At 65.6% G+C, this 22,020-nt stretch carries 22 protein-coding genes; 7 read left to right on the forward strand and 15 right to left on the reverse strand.

Annotation, left to right across the window (positions count from 1 at the left end; translation table 11 throughout):
- Positions 1–124: 124 nt before the first annotated feature.
- From N4S67_RS19310 to N4S67_RS19320, 3 genes are all read right to left on the reverse strand, one after another.
- Positions 125–1,549, reverse strand: a complete 1,425-nt coding sequence (locus N4S67_RS19310) for a FadD3 family acyl-CoA ligase (protein WP_260994737.1) — start codon at positions 1,547–1,549, stop codon at positions 125–127.
- 32 nt (positions 1,550–1,581) lie between these two features.
- Complete coding sequence (locus N4S67_RS19315) at positions 1,582–2,772, reverse strand: amidohydrolase family protein (protein WP_260994589.1); 1,191 nt, start codon at positions 2,770–2,772, stop codon at positions 1,582–1,584.
- A 67-nt stretch (positions 2,773–2,839) separates the two neighbouring features.
- Positions 2,840–4,408: an AMP-binding protein gene (locus N4S67_RS19320; RefSeq protein ID WP_260994590.1), complete on the reverse strand. Its 1,569-nt coding sequence runs from the start codon at positions 4,406–4,408 to the stop codon at positions 2,840–2,842.
- 119 nt (positions 4,409–4,527) lie between these two features.
- Between N4S67_RS19320 and N4S67_RS19325 the strand changes: the two genes are divergently transcribed.
- The gene (locus tag N4S67_RS19325) at positions 4,528–5,244 is read left to right on the forward strand and encodes an enoyl-CoA hydratase/isomerase family protein (protein WP_260994591.1); all 717 of its coding nucleotides are present in this window, start codon (positions 4,528–4,530) and stop codon (positions 5,242–5,244) included.
- Positions 5,245–5,247: 3 nt separating this feature from the next.
- Here N4S67_RS19325 and N4S67_RS19330 read toward each other — a convergent pair whose 3' ends face one another.
- Genes N4S67_RS19330 through N4S67_RS19345 form a run of 4 tightly spaced genes read right to left on the reverse strand, consistent with a single transcriptional unit; the run spans position 5,248 to position 8,018 of the window.
- Complete coding sequence (locus N4S67_RS19330; RefSeq protein WP_260994592.1) at positions 5,248–5,778, reverse strand: VOC family protein; 531 nt, start codon at positions 5,776–5,778, stop codon at positions 5,248–5,250.
- Positions 5,775–6,797 carry a zinc-binding dehydrogenase gene (locus tag N4S67_RS19335; RefSeq protein ID WP_260994593.1) on the reverse strand — a complete coding sequence of 341 codons (1,023 nt, stop codon included), beginning with the start codon at positions 6,795–6,797 and terminating at the stop codon, positions 5,775–5,777. Before N4S67_RS19335 ends, N4S67_RS19330 begins: the two co-directional genes overlap by 4 nt.
- 1 nt (position 6,798) lies before the next feature.
- Positions 6,799–7,602, reverse strand: coding sequence for an SDR family NAD(P)-dependent oxidoreductase (locus N4S67_RS19340; protein WP_260994594.1), 804 nt, complete (start codon positions 7,600–7,602; stop codon positions 6,799–6,801).
- Positions 7,599–8,018 carry a nuclear transport factor 2 family protein gene (locus tag N4S67_RS19345; RefSeq protein WP_260994595.1) on the reverse strand — a complete coding sequence of 140 codons (420 nt, stop codon included), beginning with the start codon at positions 8,016–8,018 and terminating at the stop codon, positions 7,599–7,601. The genes N4S67_RS19340 and N4S67_RS19345 overlap by 4 nt, the downstream gene beginning before the upstream one ends.
- A 63-nt stretch (positions 8,019–8,081) precedes the next feature.
- Here N4S67_RS19345 and N4S67_RS19350 point away from each other — a divergent pair, with 63 nt between their 5' ends.
- The 4 genes from N4S67_RS19350 to N4S67_RS19365 all read left to right on the forward strand — a co-directional run bounded on the left by N4S67_RS19350 (position 8,082) and on the right by N4S67_RS19365 (position 10,973).
- Positions 8,082–8,720, forward strand: coding sequence for a TetR/AcrR family transcriptional regulator (locus N4S67_RS19350; protein WP_260994596.1), 639 nt, complete (start codon positions 8,082–8,084; stop codon positions 8,718–8,720).
- A gap of 125 nt (positions 8,721–8,845) precedes the next feature.
- Positions 8,846–9,280 (forward strand): Zn-ribbon domain-containing OB-fold protein, encoded by a 435-nt coding sequence (locus N4S67_RS19355; protein ID WP_260994597.1) that lies wholly within the window; start codon positions 8,846–8,848, stop codon positions 9,278–9,280.
- 15 nt (positions 9,281–9,295) lie between these two features.
- Positions 9,296–10,441 (forward strand): thiolase family protein, encoded by a 1,146-nt coding sequence (locus tag N4S67_RS19360; protein ID WP_260994598.1) that lies wholly within the window; start codon positions 9,296–9,298, stop codon positions 10,439–10,441.
- Positions 10,442–10,493: 52 nt separating this feature from the next.
- Positions 10,494–10,973, forward strand: coding sequence for a hypothetical protein (locus N4S67_RS19365; protein ID WP_390893429.1), 480 nt, complete (start codon positions 10,494–10,496; stop codon positions 10,971–10,973).
- Here the strand turns inward: N4S67_RS19365 and N4S67_RS19370 are convergent.
- Positions 10,889–11,572, reverse strand: coding sequence for a TetR/AcrR family transcriptional regulator (locus N4S67_RS19370; RefSeq protein ID WP_260994599.1), 684 nt, complete (start codon positions 11,570–11,572; stop codon positions 10,889–10,891). The two genes, N4S67_RS19365 and N4S67_RS19370, sit on opposite strands and share 85 nt — an antisense overlap.
- A 197-nt stretch (positions 11,573–11,769) precedes the next feature.
- On the opposite strand from N4S67_RS19370, the gene N4S67_RS19375 reads away from it, so the two are divergent.
- A complete protein-coding gene (locus tag N4S67_RS19375; protein ID WP_260994600.1) occupies positions 11,770–13,050 on the forward strand; it encodes a cytochrome P450 in 1,281 nt (426 codons plus the stop codon).
- A gap of 93 nt (positions 13,051–13,143) precedes the next feature.
- On the opposite strand, the gene N4S67_RS19380 is transcribed toward N4S67_RS19375, so the two are convergent.
- Positions 13,144–13,551, reverse strand: coding sequence for a hypothetical protein (locus tag N4S67_RS19380; protein ID WP_260994601.1), 408 nt, complete (start codon positions 13,549–13,551; stop codon positions 13,144–13,146).
- 94 nt (positions 13,552–13,645) lie between these two features.
- Between N4S67_RS19380 and N4S67_RS19385 the strand changes: the two genes are divergently transcribed.
- The gene (locus tag N4S67_RS19385; RefSeq protein WP_449288837.1) at positions 13,646–14,155 is read left to right on the forward strand and encodes an Rv2253/PknI dimerization domain-containing protein; all 510 of its coding nucleotides are present in this window, start codon (positions 13,646–13,648) and stop codon (positions 14,153–14,155) included.
- A gap of 13 nt (positions 14,156–14,168) precedes the next feature.
- Here the strand turns inward: N4S67_RS19385 and N4S67_RS19390 are convergent, their stop codons facing one another.
- From N4S67_RS19390 to N4S67_RS19415, 6 genes are read right to left on the reverse strand one after another with little or no spacing between them, the layout of a single operon-like run.
- On the reverse strand, positions 14,169–15,872 hold the full coding sequence (locus N4S67_RS19390) for an MCE family protein (RefSeq protein WP_260994603.1): 1,704 nt from the start codon (positions 15,870–15,872) through the stop codon (positions 14,169–14,171).
- Positions 15,872–17,206: an MCE family protein gene (locus N4S67_RS19395; RefSeq protein WP_260994604.1), complete on the reverse strand. Its 1,335-nt coding sequence runs from the start codon at positions 17,204–17,206 to the stop codon at positions 15,872–15,874. The genes N4S67_RS19390 and N4S67_RS19395 overlap by 1 nt, the downstream gene beginning before the upstream one ends.
- Positions 17,203–18,705, reverse strand: coding sequence for an MCE family protein (locus N4S67_RS19400; protein WP_260994605.1), 1,503 nt, complete (start codon positions 18,703–18,705; stop codon positions 17,203–17,205). The genes N4S67_RS19395 and N4S67_RS19400 overlap by 4 nt, the downstream gene beginning before the upstream one ends.
- Positions 18,689–19,792, reverse strand: a complete 1,104-nt coding sequence (locus N4S67_RS19405; protein WP_260994606.1) for an MCE family protein — start codon at positions 19,790–19,792, stop codon at positions 18,689–18,691. Before N4S67_RS19405 ends, N4S67_RS19400 begins: the two co-directional genes overlap by 17 nt.
- The gene (locus tag N4S67_RS19410) at positions 19,793–20,818 is read right to left on the reverse strand and encodes an MCE family protein (RefSeq protein WP_260994607.1); all 1,026 of its coding nucleotides are present in this window, start codon (positions 20,816–20,818) and stop codon (positions 19,793–19,795) included.
- Entirely contained in the window at positions 20,815–22,011 is a 1,197-nt protein-coding gene (locus N4S67_RS19415) for an MCE family protein (RefSeq protein WP_260994608.1), read from the reverse strand. The genes N4S67_RS19410 and N4S67_RS19415 overlap by 4 nt, the downstream gene beginning before the upstream one ends.
- Between the last annotated feature and the right edge of the window lie 9 nt (positions 22,012–22,020).

The raw sequence follows: 22,020 nt of genomic DNA on the forward strand, positions 1-22,020 counted from the left end.
AGCACCTTGCTCAATGAGAATGACATTTTCTTTTTTGACTATTGGTGCGACGATACCGCATCCACAGACCGCCCTGAGAACACATCTCGCCTGCGGAAATGGTGTTTACACGCTGTGCGTACGCTCAGCGCGGCGCGCTGTGTAATTGGTCTTTCATCACTTTGCCCGTGGCATTCAACGGTAACTGTTCGAGAAATTCGACGGATCGGGGAACCTTGTAACCGGCCATTCGGGCGCGGCTCCACTCGATCAGTTCCTCGGCAGTGACGGCGTCGGTCCCGTCCTTGCGCACGATGAACGCCTTGCCCACCTGTCCCAGACGTTCATCGGGCACACCAATCACCGCGGCCTGAGCGACCGCGGGGTGTTCGAGCAGGAAACCTTCGATCTCCGCCGGGTAGGCGTTGAAACCGCCGACGATGAACATGTCCTTCTTGCGGCCGACGATGCGCAGCCGCCCGGCGCCGTCGACGGTGCCCAGGTCGCCGGTGTGCAGCCAGCCGTCGGCGTCGACCGCCTCCGCGGTAGCCTCCGGGTCGTCGAGATAGCCCTGCATCACCGTGTAGCCGCGGACCAGGACCTCGCCGTCGTCAGCGATGCGCATCTCGACGCCATCGCACGCCACGCCCGCGGTGGTGGCGATGTCGTGGAACGAGTCCCCGGGCCGCGAGAGCGTCACTGTGCCGGCCTCGGTGAGGCCGTAGCCGGTGGCGAGCGTCTGGAACGGAAGTTCTTCGTGGACGCGGCGCACCAGTTCGACGGGGATGTCCGCCGCACCGGTGACTGCGGCCCGCAGCGTGGCCAGCCTGCTCTTGTCGGGCACGGCCAGCAGCGAGTGATACAGCGTCGGCGGGCCAGGCAGCATCGTGATGCGTTCCCGCTCGATGAGGTCCACGACCCGGTCGACATCGAACACCGACACCGGCAGCATCGTCGCGCCACGGATGAACGACGACAGCAGCCCGGCCTTGTAGCCGAAGGTGTGGAAGAACGGATTGATGAGCAGATAGCGGTCGCCTTGCCGGAGGTCGGCGAGCTCACACCACTCCTCGTACAACCGCAGGTTCTGAGCGTGGTTCATCATCACGCCCTTGGGCCGGCCCGTCGTGCCCGAGGTGAAGATGATGTCGGAGATATCGCTGCCGCTGATGTCGCGTCGCAATGGCGAACCAGTGGAGAGGAATTCGGACTTCAGGTCGATGACCGGCACACCCGCCGGTGCGTCGTAGTCCAGGCCGAGGAAGTCCTTCTGCACCAGGACGGCCTTGGCTCCGCTGCGGACGATGATGTCGGCCGCTTCCTCCGCTTTGAATCTCGTGTTGACCGGTACCAGCACGCCGCCGGCGGTCAGCAGCCCGAACGCCGCGATGACCCACTCCGCGGAATTCGGCGCCCAGATGGCGACGCGGTCCCCCTTGCCGATCCCAAAGTCCGCGAATGCGCCTGCAGCGCAACGGATCCGGTCGATGAGCTCGACAAAGGTAAGGCGCAGCGGACCGTCGACGAGCGCTTCCGCATCGCCGAACCGGTCCGCTGCGCTCAGCACCATCTCCGGGATGGTGTCCCAACGCGGTTGGTACGTCACGTCGTGACGAGACGCCCCAGGTTGCCGCCCATGATCTTGGCCTGGTCCTCGACGGCCAGATGCTCGAGCGCCGTCACATAGTGTGTCGGCTCGGCCAGACCTTCCGGGTGCGGCCAGTCGGAGCCGTAGAGCACCTGGTCGACCCCGATCAGGTTGATCAGGTCGTCGATGCCCTCCTCATAGAACGGGCTGACATAGATGCGATTCTTGATCTCTTCCATCGGATTGCCGAGGAAGGCTTCCGGCGCCTTCTTGTACACCTCGGCCATCGAGTCCAGCAGAGGGAACATCCACTTCGACCCGGCCTCGACGATGCCGACCTTCAGCTTCGGGAAGCGGAACAGCGCACCGTGAATCACCCAGGAGGCCACCGCATCCTGGATCGGGCGCCACTCGTTGAGGATCGACATGGCGTTGGTCTGGAACGGCAGCATCTCCTGGGCGGCACCGTCCCATTCGGAGGTGTAGCGGGAGTAACCGCTGTCGCTGGAGTGCATACCGACGAAGACGTCGTGCTCGACGCACCGCTCCCAGAACGGGTCGAACTCGGGCAGCGCGAACGACCGCGGGCCGCGGAAACCGGGCACCGGCGCCGGACGGATCAGGATCGCGCGGGCACCGCGCTTGACCGCCCACTCCAGCTCCTCGATGGCCTTCTCCACGATGGGCAACGTGATGACCGGCGTGGTGAAGATGCGGTTCTGGTAGTTGAAGCCCCACACCTCGTGCAGCCACTCGTTGAGTGAGTGGATGACGACGTGGATCGCGACGGGATCGTCGGAAAGGCGCTCCTCGATGAGGCTGGCCAGGGTCGGGAACATCAGCGACCGCTCGATGCCCAACTCGTTCATCTTCTCGATGCGCGGCTCGGGTTCGAAGAACGCCGGGATGGCGCGCATCGGCTCGCCGAACAGTTCGCGCTTGCTCTTACCGTCGGGGTTGCCGAACTTGAAGTACTCCTCCCAGGCACCCGGCTTGGCGACCACCGAGAACGTGGGATTCGGGATGTAGTTGCTGATCTGGCCCTTCAGGGCGATCTTGGTCCGCCCGTTGACCTCGACGTACTGGACGACGTCCTTGTACTCCTTCGGAAGGTACTTCGTCATCGCCTCCGGCGGCTCGTACAGGTGGTTATCCGCGTCGAACAGCGGAAATGGTATGTCGACCCGATGCGACAGCTGTCCCATGAAACACTCCTTATCCTCTTAAGAGAATCCTATTCTCATCTGCGCTAAGTGGCAATCCCTTGCCGCATTACTCCCGAATGCTCTGCCGAACGACGAACTTCTGCACCTTCCCGCTCGCCGTGCGCGGGTAGTCCTGACCTTCGGGTACCCGGTGCAACTCCTCGGGCCACTTCTGGATGGCGACGCCTGCGGCCTTGAAGTGCGCGCGGACGTCGTCGAGCGTGGGCATCGCGTGCCCGTCGCGGACTCGCAGGACCGCGGCGGTGCGCTCACCGAGGCGCTCGTCGGGCGCGGCCACGACCACGGCCTCGGCGACGCTCGGCATACTGAGCAACACCTCCTCGACCTCGAGGGCGCTGATGTTCTCGCCACCACGGATGATGACGTCGGCTTTGCGGTCGGTGATGGTCAGGTACCCGTCGTCGTCAAGAACACCGACGTCGCCGGTGTGGTACCAGCCGTCGTCGTCGAAGGCGCGCGCAGTGAGCGCATCGTCGGTGTAGCCCAGACACAAATCCGGTCCGCGGGAAAGGATTTCGCCGTCCTCGGTCAGCTTGATCTCCACGCCGGGACGCGGATCGCCGTCGGTGTAGAGCCGTTTGTCCTCCGGCGCGGTGGGCCGCGATCCGGTGATCGAGGGATGCTCGGTGCTGCCATAGGAGCGGAACACGAAAAAACCCATCTCCGCGAGCCGGCGCGTGACCGCTGCGGGCACCGTTGAGCCACCGAGGCCCACGGTGGTGAAGCGCGCGCGGTGCGCGTCGGTGCAGTCGGGATGGTCGAGCAGGCTGGTGACGAAGTACGGTGGGCCGCCGCCGATCGACATCCCCTCGCTCTCCATGAGTTTGAGCACCCTGCCGGGATCCCAGACATCGACGAGGTCGATCGGCGCGCCCTCGAGAACCGGGATCAGGAACGCGCCGAGCATGCCGATGAAGTGCCCGACGGGAGTCGCGGTGAGCTGACGACCGCGGTCCTTCGGGTAGTTCTCCAGCAGCTGCCGGGTTTCGAAGCCGAGCGTCTGGTGGCTGTGCACCACGCCCTTCGGATTACTGGTGGTGCCCGAGGTGAAGGCGATCAGCGCCGGGCTGGCGGGGTCGGCCGGCAAGGTACCGACCAACGGTTCGTCGTCGAGCAGGTCCTCGAAGCTGCGCGCATGCTCCTCATGCGAGCCTTCGTCGGCGCCCACCAGGGCGACGACCGGAACCTCGGCCGCCAGATCCGGCTCGAACTTCATCCGGCCGAACTCCGGGGTGGTGATGAAGACTTTCGGCCGCGCGGTCGACAGGATATGGCCGAGTTCCCTGCGGCCGTAGAAATGCACGATCGGCACCACGACAGCGCCAAGGAACGTCGACGCCCAGAACGTCACCGCGGCTTCCATCCAATTGGGCAGCTGCAGCGCCACCACATCGCCCGGACCCACACCGCGCCGGTGCAAACCGGCGGCCAGTCGGCGAGCCCGCAGCTCGACGTCGGCAAAGGTCCCTGTGAACGGCCGGACATCGGAGTGCACGCGAAATCCGGTGTCGGGGTTGGCCCGCAAACTGCGCGCGATCAACTCGCCAAGGGTGTCGCGCGTCCACCACCCCTCGTCTTCGTACCGTTTGGTCAGCTCTTCAGGGATCTTGCGCATCGACTCCCCACCGCTCGGCCGCACCTCCGACACGGAGCCGCTCGGGGGCGACTTCCGACTCGCTGGCGATGCTATTCTCCGAAAGCGAGAATGCCAATACCGCAGATGGAGAACGATTCGTGGTCGACCTCGAGTGGGACGGTGGATTGGCGGTCGTCACCATTGACCGTCCGCAAGCCCGCAACGCGATCGCGCCGGAGACCATGGAGCAACTGGACAAGGCGCTCGACGGGGCCGAGGGCGCAACGGCATTGGTGCTCAGGGGAGCAGGTGACAAGGCCTTCGTATCCGGCGGGGACCTGAAGCAACTCGCAGAGCTTCGAACCGAGGACGACGCCGCAGCGATGGCGTGGCGGATGCGGGCGGTCTGCGACCGCATCGCCGACTTCCCTGCGCCGACCATTGCCGTGCTCAACGGCCACGCCCTCGGCGGAGGCGCCGAGTTCGCGGTGGCCGCCGACATCCGGCTGGCCGCCGACGACATCAGGATCGGCTTCAACCAGGTGACGCTCGCCATCATGCCCGCGTGGGGCGGAGCCGAGCGGCTGACGGAATTGGTCGGCTACAGCAGGGCATTGCTGCTCGCGGGTACCGGCACCATCCTGCAGGCCGCCGAAGCCGAGCGCATCGGCCTGATCGACCGGGTGCTGCCGCGCGGGTCGTTCGACGACGACTGGCGGGCTATCGCGCGCCAACTCGCCGGCCGACCCGTAGGCGAGATCAAGCGTGTGATGAAGGGCGTCTCCACCACCGAGGCCGTCCAGGCATTCGCGCGGCTGTGGGTCGCCGACGAGCACTGGGCCGCGGCCGATAAGGCGATGAAGCGCACCAAGTAGTCGTCAGCCGCCGAGGACGCGAATCGGCTCGGCGCCATCCCAGTTGGCGGCCGTGTCACGGATGAACGTCCCCATCCCGGCCGTCATGTCGTTGAGTTCCATGATCTCGATGACTGTCGCCACGGGCACGGCGCCGGCAGGTGGTTCGACATAGGCGAAGCGAGTCCCGACGTCCTCGCCGCCCGCCCAGACCACCGGCCAGCCGGCCGCGTGCACGGCCGCCATCGTCGCCGCGAAATCTTCGGACCAGTAGGCCAACTGATGGAATCCCCCGCCTTGGGTGGCGAGGAATTCGGTGAAGATGCTCGGCGTCTTGTCCTCCTGCTGGATCAGCTCCACCTGCAGTTCACCACTGTTGGCCAGCGCCAGCGACAGCGTGACCTCGCACGGCTGGCCGCGGTAGGTGACGCGCTGCGCCAGGCTCCGCATCACGAACCAGGGCCCGACACCGAGCTGCAACCAGTTTTCGATGGCCTGGTCGAGATCGGTGACCACGTAGCCGATCTGGCGGATCTGGCCGGGCAGTACCGTCATGAGGCGTCCGGATGCACGACGACGCGCGGCGGGCCCTGCCCCTTGCGCACCTGGTCGATGGCTTCGGGCACCTCGTCGAGACCGATGGCGCGGCCGATGGCCGGTGCCGGGTCGAGGCGCCCGTCGGCCACCGCGTCCAGCGTGCCGTACCAGTCCTGCGGGTGGGGACCGCCACCGAATTGCATCGTCACACCCTTATGCGTGGCGTCGGTGCAGTCGATGGTGCCCGCGTCGTACCAGCCGCCCGCGGCGTAGACGCGCGCCAGGAACTCGCAGTTGTCGACGACCGTCTGTAGCAGGCCGTTGGCCCCGACGCATTCGAAGATCACCTGTGTGGTCTGGAAGTTGTTGGCGCGAAACGTCTCACGCCAAGCCTCGTACGGATCGCGGGCGCTCGGATTCACCAGAACGTCGGCGCCGAACGTCTCGGCGTACGCGAGTCGGTCATCGCTGTAGTCCGAGACGACTATCGGACCGACGCCGCGAGTCTTCAACGCGGCAACGGTCGACAGGCCGATCGCACCTGCCCCGATGACGAGCGGCAGTTCGCCCGGCCCGATGCCCGAGCACCGAACGTAGAACTCCCCCACCGCAAATGCGTCGACGAGTGCGACCGCGTCATCGGGCACCCCATCGGATACCCGACGCGACATCACCTCCGACACCACCATCAGCTCGCCGAATGCGCCGTGCGCGTCGGGATGGTGCCCGATCACCAACGGCTCCTGGCCGGCACGGACCAGGATCGGCATGCTGGTCACGCGACTGCCGACCGGGAAGTCGCCGGAACAGCTGGGTCCGTGGCCGACCACCTCGCCGATGAACTCGTGCCCCATCACGGTGTCGCGGTCGGGATCCCACACGAACCGCGGCGCCGAATTCGGATGGTCCATGTAGTGCACGTCCGACGCGCATATCGCGGCGCTGCGCGGACGGATCAACAGCTCGCCCGGTCCGGGAACGGGATCCGCGGTCTCGCGGACCTCCAACCTCCCACCGCGAAGCACCACCGCGCGCACGTCAGGCCTTCCTCTTCTCGGCGAAATCTCGTGAGGCCAAACTCATCATCTCCACCAGCGAGCGCCGGTCGATGGTCCATACCGCCGAGGCAGCCGCCCGGTTGTTCTCCCCGATGACGCAGACAGGCCCGTTGCCGAGGTTCTCGATGATCTCGCTGGCGACGTCCTCAGACAGCATGTGCGCCGCGGGGTCGAAGTCGACCCCCATGCGCTGCAGCGCGGGCGTGTACGTCATACCGAGGGGAGTGCAGCACACGTCAACGCCGCGCGGCGAGAGTTCGGCCCACAGTCCCTCGGCGAGGGTGAGCTGAAACGCCTTGACTGCCGAGTACATCGCCAGCGTCGCCGAACCGGCGAGGCAGGCCAACGAGGCCACAATGACGATGCCGCCGCGCCCCCGTTCGACCATGGCGGGGCCGAAAAGTCGCGCCAGTGCTGTCGGCCCTATGCAATCGAGTTGAATCTGCTTCAGCGAGTATTCGTATCCGTTGTCCAGGAACTCCGACGTGCGGTCCGATGCGCCCGCGTTGTAGATCAGCAGGCCCACGTCCAGTTCGGCAGTGGCCGCGCCGAGGACGGCCGCCACCTCTGGATCTGTGAGGTCCTGCGGCAGCACTCTGGTCTGCACACCGTGGTCGGCACGAGCCTTCTCCGCAACGTCTTCGAGCAGCTTCTCGTTGCGGGCGATCAGCACGAGATTGAGCCCTCGCGCAGCCAACTGGTCGGCCAGAGCGGCGCCGATACCTTCGGACGCGCCGGCGATGACGACCCACGGCCCGTATCTGACTGCGACGTCTTCGGTCAATGCGCTGCGCCGGCCGCACTCATGACCCGGGCGATGTTTGTCGTGCGCTTGGAGATTCGCCATCCGTCGTCGGTTCGGGAGAGTTCGTCGTCATAGTGGCCGAGGGCATCGATCCAGCTGTTGGCGTCGCCCGGGACAGCCATCAGAACCGCGTGGACGTACGAGCGCGCCGCGGCCCGATCTCCGTCGACGTCGATGACCGCATTGGAGATTCGGTGATACGTCGGCCCCATGCCGTGGTGGACCTGCTTCATCAGCGCGGTGAACTCCCCCGCGTCGGTGAACCGTCCGAGATCGCCGTAGTCGATGTCGACCTCGTCGGTCCAGCAGGTGCGGAACAACGCCCAGTCCTTGGAGTCGATGCCGGTGGCGTAGCGAATCAGGACCTCTGCGATCTGCGCTTTGTCGGCGTTCACATCGGCAGGCTAACGATAAGTTAGACTCCGGTCAACAATGTGTCCACCAGAAAAGCGTTGGTAATGACGAAATTAGCGCGCGGTCGTGCTGCTGACCAGGGTCAGCGCCGGGCATCGTTTCAACAGGCGCGATCGCACGCGACGAAGCAGGCGCTGGTGCAGGCTGCATTAGCGCTGTGGCGCACCAATGGGTACGCGAAGACGACGGTGGCCGACATCTGCCGGGCGGCGGGCGTGTCCAAGGCGTTGTTCTACTTCTATTTCCCGCGCAAGGAAGACGTCCTCTTCGAAGTGGGCCTGCTGTCGACCGACGCGGCACACGAGAAGGCACGCGAAGCGATGCGCACATCCCACGACGTCCCGACGGCGATCGGTTCGATGCTGGCCAGCCTCGAGGACACGATGCGCACGAGCTCGCCCGAACTGCTACTGGAGGCCATCCTCGAGGGGTACCGGCAGTCGGCCGCGGGGCAGGACCATTTGGAGCGCACCTCGGTGGTCTTCGCCGAGATATTCCAGCAGGCCCGCGACAGTGGTGCACTGCCTGAGGAGTTCGACGTCGAGCACGTCGCCGTGGTCGCCCAGTCTCTGGTCAGTGAAGGTGCCCGGCACTGGGCGAGCGGCGCTTACGGCAACCGGTCGTTCGCCGATGTCGTGGGCCGCGACATCGTCGCGCTGGTCACCGGCTACAGCATCGGATAACCATCTACGCGGCGGTCGCGGATCTCGAGCTCCCGTGTTCGAGACCTGCCCGGGGCGGCCCCGCGTCCTTGTCGACGCCGGACTGACGTCCCGGTTCTCTCTAGACGAGAACGTCATTTCCGATTATGGTCAATCGCGTGCCGACACAACAGGTTGCACTCGCCCCCGAAATTTCGACCTGGCCCGACGACGATCCGCAGTTGATCGGCAGCCGATGCGGCGCCTGTGGCGCCACGGCCTTCCCGGTCCAGCGGCGTTGCCCCAAATGCAGTGCCGGCGAGATGTCCGACGTCACGTTGCCGCGGCGCGGCACGCTGATCGCCTGGACGACCCAGGGGTTCCCGCCCGGCGCGCCGTACAAGGGACCGACCGGCAAGGACTTCGTGCCGTTCGGTGTCGGACTCGTCCAACTCGACGACGTCATCCGCGTCGAGGGCCGGCTCACCGAGAACGACCCCGCCAAGCTGCAGTTCGGCCAACAGGTCGAGCTGACGATGGTGCCGTTCACCACCGACGACGAGGGCAACGAAGTCATTACCTTCGCGTTCAAGCCCGTTTAGACCAGGAGGTCTTCGATGACGAACGATGTGGCCATCATCGGCGTGGGACTGCACCCCTTCGGCCGGTTCGACAAGACCGCGATGGAAATGGGCGCCGAGGCCATCCAGGCCGCACTCGAAGATGCCGGCGCCGACTGGAAGGACATCCAATTCGGTTTCGGCGGCAGCTACGAGGTGTCGAATCCGGATGCGGTGACCCGCCTGGTGGGGCTGACGGGCATCACGTTCACCAACGTGTTCAATGCCTGCGCCACCGCGGCGAGCGCTATTCAGCAGACTGCCGACACCATCCGGCTCGGCAAGTACGACATCGGCATCGCGATCGGACTCGACAAGCACCCGCGCGGCGCGTTCACCGACGACCCGGCCAAACTCGCGCTGCCGCAGTGGTACGCCGAGAACGGTCAATTCGTCACGACCAAGTTCTTCGGGATGAAGGCCAACCACTACATCCACAAGCACGGCATCTCGCAGGAGACGCTGGCTCGGGTGGCCAACAAAAACTTCCGCAACGGCGTCAAGAACCCAAACGCCTTTCGCCGCAAGGAGATCTCCGTCGACGAGATCCTCAACTCGACGGTCCTGAACTACCCGCTGACGCAGTACATGTTCTGCGCGCCCGACGAGGGGGCCGCCGCTGTGATCATGTGCCGCGGGGACATCGCGCACCGCTTCACAGACAAGCCGGTGTATGTGCGGGCCACCGAGATTCGCACTCGGACATTCGGTGCGTACGAGGTGCACGCGACGTCCGCGCCGCTGGACGAGGACGCCTCGCCGACGGTGTACGCCGCGAAGGCGGCCTACGACGCCGCCGGGGTCGGACCTGAGGACGTCGACGTCGCGCAGTTACAGGACACCGACGCCGGGGCGGAAGTCATCCACATGGCGGAGACTGGCCTGTGCGCCGACGGTGAGCAAGAGAAGCTGCTGGCCGACGGCGCCACCGAGATCCATGGTTCGATGCCGATCAACACCGACGGCGGGCTGATCGCCAACGGCGAGCCGATCGGCGCATCGGGGCTGCGCCAGGTCCACGAGCTGGTCCGCCAGCTGCGTGGCGAGGCGGGCGACCGTCAGGTCCCCGGCGAACCGAAGGTCGGTCTGGCGCAGGTCTACGGCGCTCCCGGCACCGCATCGGCCACGATCCTGACGACGTGACGGGATCACAGATTCGGCTCCCATGTCGAAAACCGCGTTCTAAAATTTGGAAATGATGTTCCCGCCAGCAGGTGGCCGTAACGCCCGCCGGGTTGTGCACGCGTTCGTGTCGACGGCGGTGCTGGCTGCCGCCTGCACCATGGTCACCGGCGTATCCGCGCACGCCCAGCCGCCGCCGCCACCACCCCCGATGCCGATACCGATGCCGATGCACCAGGTCAAGTACACGGTGTTCGCCGAGCAACCGTTCTTCGTCGACATCTACTACCGCGACACCGACCCGCCGAACTGGGCGGACTACAGCCACAACCCGTATCTGTTCAGCCCGAAGGTCGAAGCTCAGGTCGGCCCTGCGCAGCAGTGGGTACTGGACGTCACGCTCGCCAATCCCGATCAGTGGGCGATGGTGACGGCGACCAGTGGGCCGTCCGACGAGACCCCCAACATTCACTGCGTCCTTGCGGTCGACGGTGTCGTCGTCTCCACCGATGCGGGCCCCAAGGGTGCGCTCTGTTCCATCCGCAGTTGGTGAGTGCTCTGCACCGGAAGCGGATCCCCTTCGAGCCGACGAATCCAGCGCTCGCAATACTCGAACGCCTCAGCGTGGCCGGTGGTCATGCCGAGAGCCCGTTCCATCACCAGAAGCTGCGAGACGCCCGTCGCGAAGACGGTCCACACGACGGGCGGGACGTCGTCGCCCTCGAATCCGTATCGGCGCAGTGCAGCAGAGATGGCCTCGTTCTGCTCCTCGCGGAACCGCTCTGCGTAATAGACGATTTCGGCCCGCAGCGCCTTGCGGTGATTCGCAAGACCCATGAACTCCATCGTCAGCCGGGTGGCTTCGGGTTGGGTGCTGAACCGCCACAGCGACCACAGCGGCTGAGGCGAGGCCAAGACCGTCGTGAGCACGCGCAGCCCCGCCTCGGCCATCCGTCGAAACACCGCGAGGAACAGGTCCTCCATTGTGCGGAAGTAGTAATGCACGAGCTGTGGCTTGAGCCCGGCCTTCTCGGCTACCCGGCGCGACGTCACCGACGCGTAGCCCTCTTCGAGCAGCATCTGCTCGGCCGCGTCGAGCAGAAGTACGCGGTTCTTCGCGTCCGGCGCCCCGATCCGACGCGCAGATGTCATGCGATCACTTCTCTTCCTCGACGCCCAGTAGTGCGACACGCCGATCGTAATGGCCTGCCGTCGCCCAATCTTGACCCTGACCTTAACCCCATGCTAAGCAGGTGCTCAGCATATTCCGCCAATGGCAGTCAACGAGCGGTCGTCTCCGCTCATCACCACCACGTGACGAAGCGTCGAACTCGAAGGGCAACCAGACCATGACCACGGATTTCGATTCTGTCGACTACTTCACCGACCCTGCGCTGGTCCCCGATCCCCATCCGTACTACGACCATGTGCGGGCCAAGGATCCGGTGTGTTGCCCGATCAGCAACGGCGTGTTGGCCGTGACCGGCTGGGAGGCGGCCAACACCGTCTACAAGGACAGCGAGAACTTCTCGTCGTGCGTGGCCGTGATGGGTCCGTTCACGCCGATGCCGTTCACCCCCGAAGGCGACGACATCTGCGCTCAGCTCGAGGAGCATCGCACCGAGATCCCGATGTTCGAGCACATGGTGACGATGGACCCGCCGCGGCACACCGATGCGCGGTCGATCCTCTCGCGGTTGCTGACGCCCAAGAGGCTCAAGGAGAACGAGGACTTCATGTGGCGGCTCGCCGACCGCCACATCGACGAGTTCATCGCCGACGGCAAGTGCGAGTTCCTCGCCGCCTATGCGAAACCCTTCTCGCTGCTGGTCGTCGCCGACCTTCTCGGCGTTCCCGAAGAAGACCACGAGGAGTTTCGCGAGGCCTTCGGCGCCGAGCGGCCCGGCTCGAACATCGGCGGCCTCGACCACGAGGTCATCGCGACCAATCCGTTGGCATGGGCGGACGACAAATTCGCCCGCTACATCGTGGAGCGCCGGGAGTCACCCCGTGACGACGTGCTGACCTCCATCGCGACCGCGAAGTACCCGGACGGCTCGACACCCGAGGTGGACGATGTGGTCCGCACCGCGACGTTCCTCTTCGCCGCGGGCCAGGAGACCACCGCGAAGCTGCTCGGCGCGGCGATGCGGGTGCTGTCCGACCGACCCGACATCCAACAGAAGCTGCGCGACGACCGCAGCCTCATCCCGGTATTCGTCGAAGAGTGCCTGCGCATGGACAGCCCGGTGAAGAGCGTGTTCCGGATGGCCCGCAAATCGACCACCCTCGGCGACACTCCGGTGCCGGCGGGCACCACCGTGATGGTGAGCCCGGGTGCGGCCAATCGCGATCCACAGCGGTTCGATAACCCGCACGAGTTCTCGCTCGACCGCAAGAACGTCCGCGAGCACATCGCGTTCAGCCGCGGCGTCCACTCGTGCCCTGGCGCCCCCCTGGCGCGCGTCGAGGGCCGGGTCTCCATCGAACGCCTCCTCGACCGCCTCGGCGACATCACGGTCGACGAGGACAAGCATGGACCGATCGACGCCCGTCGGTACGTCTACGAGCCGACGTTCATCCTGCGCGGGCTCACCGAGATCAACATCGAGTTCACGCCCATCGGCTGAGCGCGCTCGCGCCGAAACTGCGGGGAGATCGAACTTTCCGCGGTTTCGGCGATCTGTGCGCAGTCTCGACGAGTCGCCGGAAGTGCCGGCGGCCTAGAGGTCGCCGCGCTCCCAGTAGCTTCTGCCGTCGCGGGCCACGCAGGTGAGGAAGAGGCCGTCCGGCGCCTGGGCGACTTCGCCCTCCAGCGCCGGGCACAGGTCGTTCTCGAGCTTGACGCCGTGCATCTCCGGCGAGCGGAACCAGCGCGGTTCGTACCGCCGCGGCGACCCGCAGAACACCAACCGCCCCCACGAGGTCACACCGAACGCATAGTACGTGTGGTTGTTGCAGTACGAGCCGAGGACGATGTTCGGCCGGATGCCCGGGGTGCAGTTCGGGTGATTGCACTCGGCCCCCGGCGGCGGCAATGGCGGCAACGTCGGCTGGGCGACCGCAGGGGGTGCGGCCGTGACGAACGCGAACGCCATCAGGGCAGCGAATACAGCGACTGTAGACCGCACGCCAACCATTCTCACACAACGCGGGAACCAAATTCTCTCTTTTGGAGAGGATAACTACCAGCCGCGATAGGCTTGCGCCATGCGAGGAGTCGACGTGGCCGCGGGTGCTGCGGCAATCGCTTTGGCGGCAAGTGTAGGCATTGCCCCACAGGCACACGCCCAGGATTTCGGCATTTCCCTCAACGGCACGTACCGCGTGCTGTCCGACGGCGAATGGGCGAAGAAGGGCGCGGCTCCCGGTGGCGGCGAGGTCTTCTACGACCAGCAGACCGTGGTCGAGACGTGGAACGTCAGCACCAGTTGCGTGAGCCCCATCGAATGCACGGGCACGGTCACGAGCGACCGGGGCTACACCGCGTCGATCAGACTCGACGACTTCTGGTACGTCGATCACGACATTCCCAACTGGTTGCCCTGTCCCAACGGGACCTTCGCGCCCGGGCATCAGAAGTTCATCCTGTGGGGTTTCGACCCGGCGCGGAACGAACGAATCAAGACCACAGAATTCCTGGCCGGCCGCAATATCACGAAAAGCCCGAGCGGCGCCTGTGGCCGCAATCAGCCCCTCGTGATCGAGATGCCGGTGCGCATGGAACGAGCCTGAGCACCGCACGCGCTTAGCTCGGCATCAAGTCCTGCCACGTCTTGGGTGGGTCGCTGGCGAGGTTGGTCTGCTGCAGCAGCCCGTCGGGCGTGATGAACTCGCCGGTATTCGGATCGTACTGCGCCGCAGCAACCGACGCGCCGCCCGTTTGCGCACCCTCGCCGCCATAGGCACTCGGCGCGGCCGGCACCGCACCCGCAGGCGCAGCAGGCGGAACGGCCGGAATCGGTGTCCCGTTGATGGAATTACCCGCTGGGGGCGGCGGGGCAATCGGAGCCTGCGCCGGCGCCGGTGCGGGCGGGCCGGGCACCGGGGTGACCACCGGCGGCCCGGGGGGAGCTCCGCCTGCTTCGGGCGAACCGGGTGCGGGCACACCCGGCGGCGTTCCCGCCGGAGCCGCGCCGGGCGGCAACGGCGTGCCTTGCAATGGCGCATAGATCCGGTCCTGGAAGTCAACCCGATCGTCGGGCGGAACGCCCTGCCTGATGAGGTTCGGGTCGAGCGGATAGGGCCCGAGAGTGTGTTGACGAATCGCCAGAGGCTGATATCCCTTTGGGTCGTTGCACAACTCGACAGTCGGCGCACGCTTGCCCGGGATACCGATACAGGGGTAGTTGCGGGCACCGCGAACGCTGATCGGAGAGTCCTGCGGCAGCTTGCAATACAACCCGTCGGGGGTGTCGATCGAGGTCATGTCCTCCGGTGACCGCCATTGCGACGGCGGGATGAAGCCAACAGAGCAGGGCGTCGGATCGCTGATGGTCAACGCGAAGTCACCCATGGGCAACCCGGTGGGGTTGTTGCTCGGAAGCCCGAACGACTGCTGCGCGGCGATGATTCCGGGGAAGATCACCAGCAGTTGCTCGATCGACGGGTTGTATTTGAGCAGGACCTGCTCGACCGTGGTGAGATTCGCGAGCAGAATCGGCAGCGTCGGCTTGATGTCGTTCATCAGCTGCGAAACCTCTTGTGCGAAACCGGGTCCGCGCTCCAGCAACGCCCGGATCTCCGGATCGTTCTGCTCGAGTTGGCCGGTGACTCCGGCCAGGCTGCGCGCCCACGTCCGAATCGCGTCGGTGGTCTCGGCCTGCGAATCGAGCAACGGCCCACTGTCGTCGATCAGCCCCCGCGTCTGGTCCGAGACACCGTTGACCTCATCGGTCACCTTCGAGGCGGAGTCCAGCAGCGACTGGAAGTCCGGACCGGCGCCGTTGAAAGCCTTGAACGACTCGTCGAGCAGATCGGCGATCCTGTCTCCCGGAAGACTGTCGACGAGCTTGCTCATCTGGTCGAGCATCGGCCCGACCTCTTGTGGAAGCGTGGTGTCGGCAGCCGGGATTCGAGCTCCATCTTCCAGATATGGTCCCGAGTCGGTGCGCGGCCGAAGGTCGACGTACTGCTCGCCGATTGCCGAGACGCTGCGGACCTCAGCCTGCAGGTCGGCGGGGATCTTCGGCGAGGTGTCCAGCGAAAGCTCCGCTTCAGCACCGTTTTCGGTCAGCTTCACGCCGGTGACTTTGCCGATCTGGACACCGCGATAGGTCACGTTGCCGAAGCGGTAGAGACCGCCGGCGGCGGGCAACTCCAGGGTCACGGTCAAGCGGCCGAGGCCGAGCAGGGTGGGCACCTGCATGTAGGCGAACAACATCACGGCCACACCGACGACCGATGCGATCGTGAAGATGATCAACTGGTTTCGGACAAAGCGGGTCAGCATCAGCCACCACTCCCTGTTGCTGGAACCTCGGCCGGCAGTGCCGGTGGGGCCGGAGCGGCCGGGGGCGGCGCCTCGGCGCCGTACGGTCCGGCGAAGATCTGCCCCGTCGTCGTCACCCCGGCCTGAGGCAGCCACGGCGCGGCGGGCGGCGGCGGCGCTACCGGCAGCATCGGACCGGTCGCCGACGGCGCCGGCGCACCGAGCGCGGGAGGCGGCACCGCGTCGGGCGGCGGCGCGACTCCGAGCGACATCGGGCTGTAGCTGTAGTTCATGTAATACGGATCGCCGGGCGCGGGAATGAGTTTGGCGTTCTCGTCGCCCCAACGGGTGCCGAGCAGCAACGTCTTCTTCAACCGCGGGTAGGTGATGTCGAACGTCGCGAACAAGTTGATGTAGTCACCACGGGTGATTCGGTCGGCGAACGTCGGCCCGTACGGGAAGGCGGTGGCCCACAACAACGCAAGGTTCAAGTCGGGCCCGATGTCGGCGAGCGCGCCGAGTGCGGGACCCAGGTTCTCCAGATCCTTGACCAGATCGTCGCCGGCGTCGTTGACCAACGCGGTGGCGGTATCGCCGAACTGGCCGAGCTTATCCAGCGCGGTCGTCAAACGTGGCCGTTCCTTGATCAGCACGTCCAGCGCGGGCGGGATGTCGGTGAGCGCGCGGTCGATCACATCCTGCTGTTCGGCGAACGTGCCCGCCACGCGCCTCAACTGTTGGATCGAGGCGATGATGTTGTCGTGTTGCGCATCCAGTACCCCGATGAAATTGTCCAGCCGCGTAAGCAATTGGCGAATCTCGGGTTCGCGTCCGGCCAGCGCCTCGTTGAAGTTGTGGACGACGTCGCCGATCTGGCCCAGTCCGCCGCCGTTGACCACGGTCGCCAGCGAGGACAGCGTCCGTTCGGTCGACGGATAGGTCGTTGACTCGTTCAGCCCAACGGTTGCGCCTGGTTGCATTCGGCCCGAGGGCTTTTCGCCGAGCGGTGGGTTCAGTGCCAGATGCATCGACCCGAGCAGACTCGTCTGTCCGACCGTCGCGACAGCGTTACCCGGCACTGTGACCTCGGGCTTGACCGAGATCTCGACGTCGGCGTGCCAATCTTTGACCGTCATCTTGCGGACGCTGCCCACGACCACGTCGTCGATCAGCACCGGCGAATTTGCTTCGAGTGTCGCGACATTGGCCACTTCGACGTGGTAGACGACGGCGTCCGGCCCGCGGCCCTCCGCGCCGGGCAACGGCAACGAGTTCACACCCTGGAACGCGCAGCCACTGAGCGTCATCGCGAGACACGACCCCGCGACGGCCACTCGCCTGAACATGTGAATCATGACGGCCCTTCCGCGGGAAGCAGCGGTGCATCGGGAGGTAACGGCGCCGGCGCAGGCCCGGCGGGTGCCGGTGTCGGTGGGAGCAGCATCCCCTCGACCGTCGGTGGCCCGGCGGGTACGTTGCTCAACACCCGAGGCGGACCCGGAATCGGCGCGCCGGGGTACAGCGGCGGCGACGGAATGGCAGGTGCGTCGTCGTCCGGCGTGTACAGCCCCTGCGGACCCGGCGGCTTCGGTCCCCAGCCCGGCGGAGGCGGGATGTCACCCTGACCGGTATAAGCCGACACCGTCGGGGGTGGTTCGGGCGGATCGCCCGGTCCCGCACCGCCGGGAGCCAGTTTGGGGTCGGTGTAGATCAGCCGGTCCGGGTTGACCGCGGGCCTGAGATAGGCGTTGATCGGTAGCGGAATGTTGTTGACGCTGAGGAGTCGCACCGCCGGACCGAGGTACTGCGCGCACAGTTTCGCGGTTTCGGGCGCCGTGGTGTTGGCGACGCCGCCGATCAAACCGCAGACGAACATGAGCGGGTTCGCGAAGTTCACCAGCGCGAAGGCCCCGGTGACGGAGCCGCCGTTGGGATAGAAGATGTTGTTGAAGTTGGCAATCGCGTTCGGCATGATGTGCAGGATGTTCTCGAGGGCCATCTTGTTGTCGACAAGCACCTGAAGGACATTGCCCAGCCGCCGTACCTGCTCGGAGGTCTGATTCCGGCTGCCGGCTACGAAGCGCTGCACCTCGCCGACCGCCACCGACAGGTTGGACAGCGCGGCGTCGAGATCGGATCTGCTGTCGTTGATCACACTGGTCAGGGTGGCTAGCCGGTTCTGGAACAGGACGATCTGTTCCTTGCTGTCGCGCAGCGCGGAGACGAAGACCTGCAGGTTCTTGATGATGTCGACGATGTTGCCGCTGCCCTCGGCGAAAATCCTTGCCACACCGGACAGCTGGGACAGGGTCTGGCGCAACTTCTCACCGTTGCCGCCCATGGCGTTCGCGGCGCTGTCGACGAACCGCGAAACCGACGTGCCGTCCACGCCGGTCTGCGGGCCCAATTCGGTTGACAGACGCATCAACTGGCTCTTGACCTCGTCCCACTCGATGGGGACGGCGGTGCGGTCGCTGGCGATCACCGCACCGTCCCGCATGGTCGGCCCGTTACCGTTGCGGTAGGCCGGCGTCAGCTGGACGTAGCGGGCGGCGACCAGGTTCTGCGCGACGATGACCGCCTTCGCATCCGCAGGGATCGGCACGCCGCGGTCGACCTTCAGGGTCATCTTCGTCTCGGTGCCCTCGGGCTCGATGGCCTCGATACTGCCGACCTGCACGCCCGACACCCGCACCTCGTCGCCGGGATAGATCGCGGTGGCCGTCGGGAAGTAGGCCGTGATGGTGTTCGGTCCGAAGAACACCTGGCGCACCAGGAACACCGCGCCCGCAAGCAGGACGACGGCAAGGATGGCGGCCGTCGCGGCCGCCAGTCGCTTACGGGTTGCCATCATCGGGAAGGTCTCCTGGCTGCGGAATGGCGTTGACGGGGAAGGGCAGTTCGGCTCGCGGCCCGGCGTTGTCGGGCGGCTGGCCAGCGTCCATGCCGCGCCGGAAGCCGAACGCGTAGTCGAAGAAGGGCTGAATGAGCTGCGCGGGCTGGAGGTTGGGCACCAGCGCGTTGTAGTAGGCGCCGTTGGAGACGATTTCGCCCTGCGTCAGGTAGTACTTCGCGCCGCCCGGCAGCATCTTGGCCAGGTTGTCGCGGTTCTTCTCCAACATCGCCGTCACGGTGTTGAGGTGTTCCAGCGTCGGAGCAAGTTCCGCCTCGTTCTCTGCGACCACGCCGATGAGTTCCTGCGAGACCGCCGACGTGGCGTCGAGCAGACTGGTGATCGCGTAGCGACGTTCGTTGAGCACCGCGAGCAGGTCGTTGGAGTTGAGGATCAGCTGGTTGACCTGCCGACTGCGTTCGGAGAAGATCTCGGTGACTTCGCCTGCGGTGCGCAGCAGCTCGGCCAGGCTCTCGTTGCGGTTGTTCAGCGATCGCGACAGCCGGGACAGACCGTCGAAGGTCGGCCCCAACTGCGGCTGGACCTGGTCGAGCGTCTCGGCAAGGGTGTCCAGCGACTGGTTGAGCGAATCGGTGTTGGTTCCTGCGGTGTTGGCGGTCAGGTCACTGACTGCGTCGGTCAACGAGTACGGCGACGTCGTGCGCGTCGTCGGAATGGGCTGACGACGGTCGAGCGTGCCGCTGCCTTCGGACTCCAGCGCCAGGACCCGCTCGCCGAGCAGGGTCCCGGTGCGAATGTGTGCGGTGGTGTCGGAGCCGAGCGCGTACTTGCCGCTGATGGTGAAGCCGATGAGGGCATCGCCGTTGACGAGTTCGACCGACGAGACCGACCCGACCTTGATGCCGGAAACGGTCACGTCATTGCCGACCGTGACGCCACCCGCTTCGGTGAACACCGCCTGGTACCTCAGGGCGGTCGCCCACGACATCAGCCGTTCCGGCTGCAGGCCGACGGCGATGACGAGGATGATCAGAACGACGCCGATGACGCCGGCCCTGACGAGTTGGGATCCGCGGTACCTGTTCATCTACTCGTCCACGCACCTTCCCGTTTCCTGCTTGATCCACGGGAACACCACCGTGCGACCCTCGAGGTCGCTGGCTCGGAAGGTGATGCCGCAGATGTAGTACGGGAACCACGCGCCGTAGGAGCCGACTCGCGCGAGTTTGCGGTAGATCTCCGGCAACCGCTGGATAGTGGCATCGAGACGCTCCAGGTCGTTGTTGACGTTCGGGGCGAGTCGGGCGAGCTCGTCGATGGTGTGGTTCAGCGGGGGGCGTGCGCGACCGAGCAGATCGGCCAGCGACGTCGTCCCGTTGTCCAGCGATTCGATGGCCTCACCGATCGGATCGCGATCGGAGGCCAGCCCGGTCATGAGTTGCTCGAGCCGGTCGATCGCACCGGAGAACTCATCGCCGTCCTTGGCCAAGGTGTCGAGCACCGTCCGCAGATCGCCGATCAGCTCCTCGATCACCTGGTTGTTGTCCGCCAGTGAGTTGGTGAACGACGCCGACTTCGAGAACAGCGACTCGAGTGTTCCGCCCTGGCCCTGCAGGATCTGGACCAGCGACGAGGTCAGCGCGTTCACGTCCTGCGGGTTGAGGCCCTGGATAACGGGTTTCAGGCCGCCGAGCAGAAGGTCGAGGTCCAGTGCGGGTGCGGTGCGGTCCACCGGTATCTGGGCGCCCGCCGGAAGGATCTTCGCCGACCCTGGGGTGTCGATCAGCTCGAGGTAGCGATCCCCCACCAGGTTGAGGTAGCGAACCGCGGCCTTGGTTCCGGTGGTCAGAACGGTGTTGCGCTCGGTGTCGAACTTGATCAGCACCTTCCTGTCGGCCAGCAGCGAGACGTCTTCGACGGTGCCGACCCGGATGCCGGCGATGCGCACGGAGTCGCCCGACTTCAGCCGTGAGGCGTCGTTGAAGACGGCCGAATAATCTTCCGTCGCACCGGTTCTGGATTCGCTGAAGACCAGAAACAGGAACGCGGTCAGCATCGCCATGATGACCCCGAAGATGGAGAACTTGACGAGCGTGGCGATTGATCGTGTCATCCGGGCATCCCGATCTGAGCGGTGTTGCGTGGCGGCCCGTCGAGCGGTCCGAACAACCAGTTCTTGAGTCCCTCGGAGTTCAACAGGATGCCGGCGTTCCCGTACTGCGAAGGATTGGAGCCGACGTCGCCGACGATCATCGGTGGTACGTATTCGGGCGGCAGTTCCGGCAGGCCCAACTCCCTGCAGTAGTCCTTTCCACCGCTCTTGGCGGCGACCTTGGGTAGGTCACCGGGGTAGCGGTAGCGCTCGACGCCGAGGGTCAGTCCGGCGTTGACCATGACACCGGAGAACTGCGGCGGCGATTTCGCGAACGGAATGAGCCCGCCGATACCGCACCACAGCGATGCGCGGTAGGTGTTCAGCAGCTCGGCGGTCGGCACCAGCGTTTTCAGCGTGTCGGTCAGCCCTTGGCGGTTTCCGCCGATGACCTCATTGCCGATGTCCGCCAGACCGATTGCGCTGACCAGGAATTCGTCGAGATTCTGCTCCTGGTCGACGATGGAATTGCTGACGCTCGTTAAGCTCCGGATCGTCGACATCAGGTCCGGCGACGCGTCGGCGTAGGCGGTGAACGTCGGCACGGACGCCTCGATGTCGTGGGCCAGATTGGGCAGGCTGGGTTCGATCTTGGCCAGCAGCGCGTTGAAGTCGACGAGGGTTTGGCCGAGCTTCTCCCCGCGGCCGTTGAATGCCGTCGCGATGGCCCCCAGCGTCTCGTTGAGCTTGGCCGGGTCGATCTTGTCCAGCACATTCACCAGGTTCTGAAAGACGGTGTTGACCTCGGTGGTGACGTGGTCGCCCTGCAGCACCTGCCCTTCCCGCAGCGGGTCGGGCGACGGCTTCTCCGGCGCCTCGAGTTGCACGAATTTGGCTCCGAACACGGTCGAGGACGCGATGTCGACGTTGACATTGGAAGGAATCAGGGGGATCTGAGAGGGATCCATGTCGAGCTTCAGTTCGGCCGTGCCGTCGGGCCGCGATTCGATGGAGGCCACGGTGCCGACCTGCACGCCGCGCATCTTCACTTTGGCGTCGGGGTTCATGACCAGGCCCGCGCGGTCCGAGATGACGGTGACTGGAACGGTTTTGGTGAAGTCACCACGGAACAGCGCGATCGCCGTGACGATGATCAGACCGATTGCGACGACCATCGCAAGACCGGTCAGCGGACGTACTGCGTTGGATTTCATCGGCTGCCC

The sequence above is a fragment of the Mycobacterium deserti genome (assembly GCF_025345615.1).
Taxonomy (GTDB): Bacteria; Actinomycetota; Actinomycetes; order Mycobacteriales; family Mycobacteriaceae; genus Mycobacterium; species Mycobacterium deserti.

Excerpts from the sequence above, each read along its gene's own strand:
- N4S67_RS19370 (WP_260994599.1), bottom strand. The coding sequence starts at position 11,572 with ATGACATCTGCGCGTCGGATCGGGGCGCCGGACGCGAAGAACCGCGTA.
- N4S67_RS19330 (WP_260994592.1), bottom strand. The coding sequence starts at position 5,778 with ATGACGGTACTGCCCGGCCAGATCCGCCAGATCGGCTACGTGGTCACC.
- N4S67_RS19415 (WP_260994608.1), bottom strand. The coding sequence starts at position 22,011 with ATGAAATCCAACGCAGTACGTCCGCTGACCGGTCTTGCGATGGTCGTC.
- N4S67_RS19400 (WP_260994605.1), bottom strand. The coding sequence starts at position 18,705 with ATGATGGCAACCCGTAAGCGACTGGCGGCCGCGACGGCCGCCATCCTT.
- N4S67_RS19320 (WP_260994590.1), bottom strand. The coding sequence starts at position 4,408 with ATGCGCAAGATCCCTGAAGAGCTGACCAAACGGTACGAAGACGAGGGG.
- N4S67_RS19365 (WP_390893429.1), top strand. The coding sequence starts at position 10,494 with ATGATGTTCCCGCCAGCAGGTGGCCGTAACGCCCGCCGGGTTGTGCAC.
- N4S67_RS19315 (WP_260994589.1), bottom strand. The coding sequence starts at position 2,772 with ATGGGACAGCTGTCGCATCGGGTCGACATACCATTTCCGCTGTTCGAC.
- N4S67_RS19395 (WP_260994604.1), bottom strand. The coding sequence starts at position 17,206 with ATGATTCACATGTTCAGGCGAGTGGCCGTCGCGGGGTCGTGTCTCGCG.
- N4S67_RS19390 (WP_260994603.1), bottom strand. The coding sequence starts at position 15,872 with ATGCTGACCCGCTTTGTCCGAAACCAGTTGATCATCTTCACGATCGCA.
- N4S67_RS19410 (WP_260994607.1), bottom strand. The coding sequence starts at position 20,818 with ATGACACGATCAATCGCCACGCTCGTCAAGTTCTCCATCTTCGGGGTC.
- N4S67_RS19375 (WP_260994600.1), top strand. The coding sequence starts at position 11,770 with ATGACCACGGATTTCGATTCTGTCGACTACTTCACCGACCCTGCGCTG.
- N4S67_RS19355 (WP_260994597.1), top strand. The coding sequence starts at position 8,846 with ATGGTCAATCGCGTGCCGACACAACAGGTTGCACTCGCCCCCGAAATT.
- N4S67_RS19405 (WP_260994606.1), bottom strand. The coding sequence starts at position 19,792 with ATGAACAGGTACCGCGGATCCCAACTCGTCAGGGCCGGCGTCATCGGC.
- N4S67_RS19360 (WP_260994598.1), top strand. The coding sequence starts at position 9,296 with ATGACGAACGATGTGGCCATCATCGGCGTGGGACTGCACCCCTTCGGC.
- N4S67_RS19310 (WP_260994737.1), bottom strand. The coding sequence starts at position 1,549 with ATGGTGCTGAGCGCAGCGGACCGGTTCGGCGATGCGGAAGCGCTCGTC.
- N4S67_RS19350 (WP_260994596.1), top strand. The coding sequence starts at position 8,082 with ATGACGAAATTAGCGCGCGGTCGTGCTGCTGACCAGGGTCAGCGCCGG.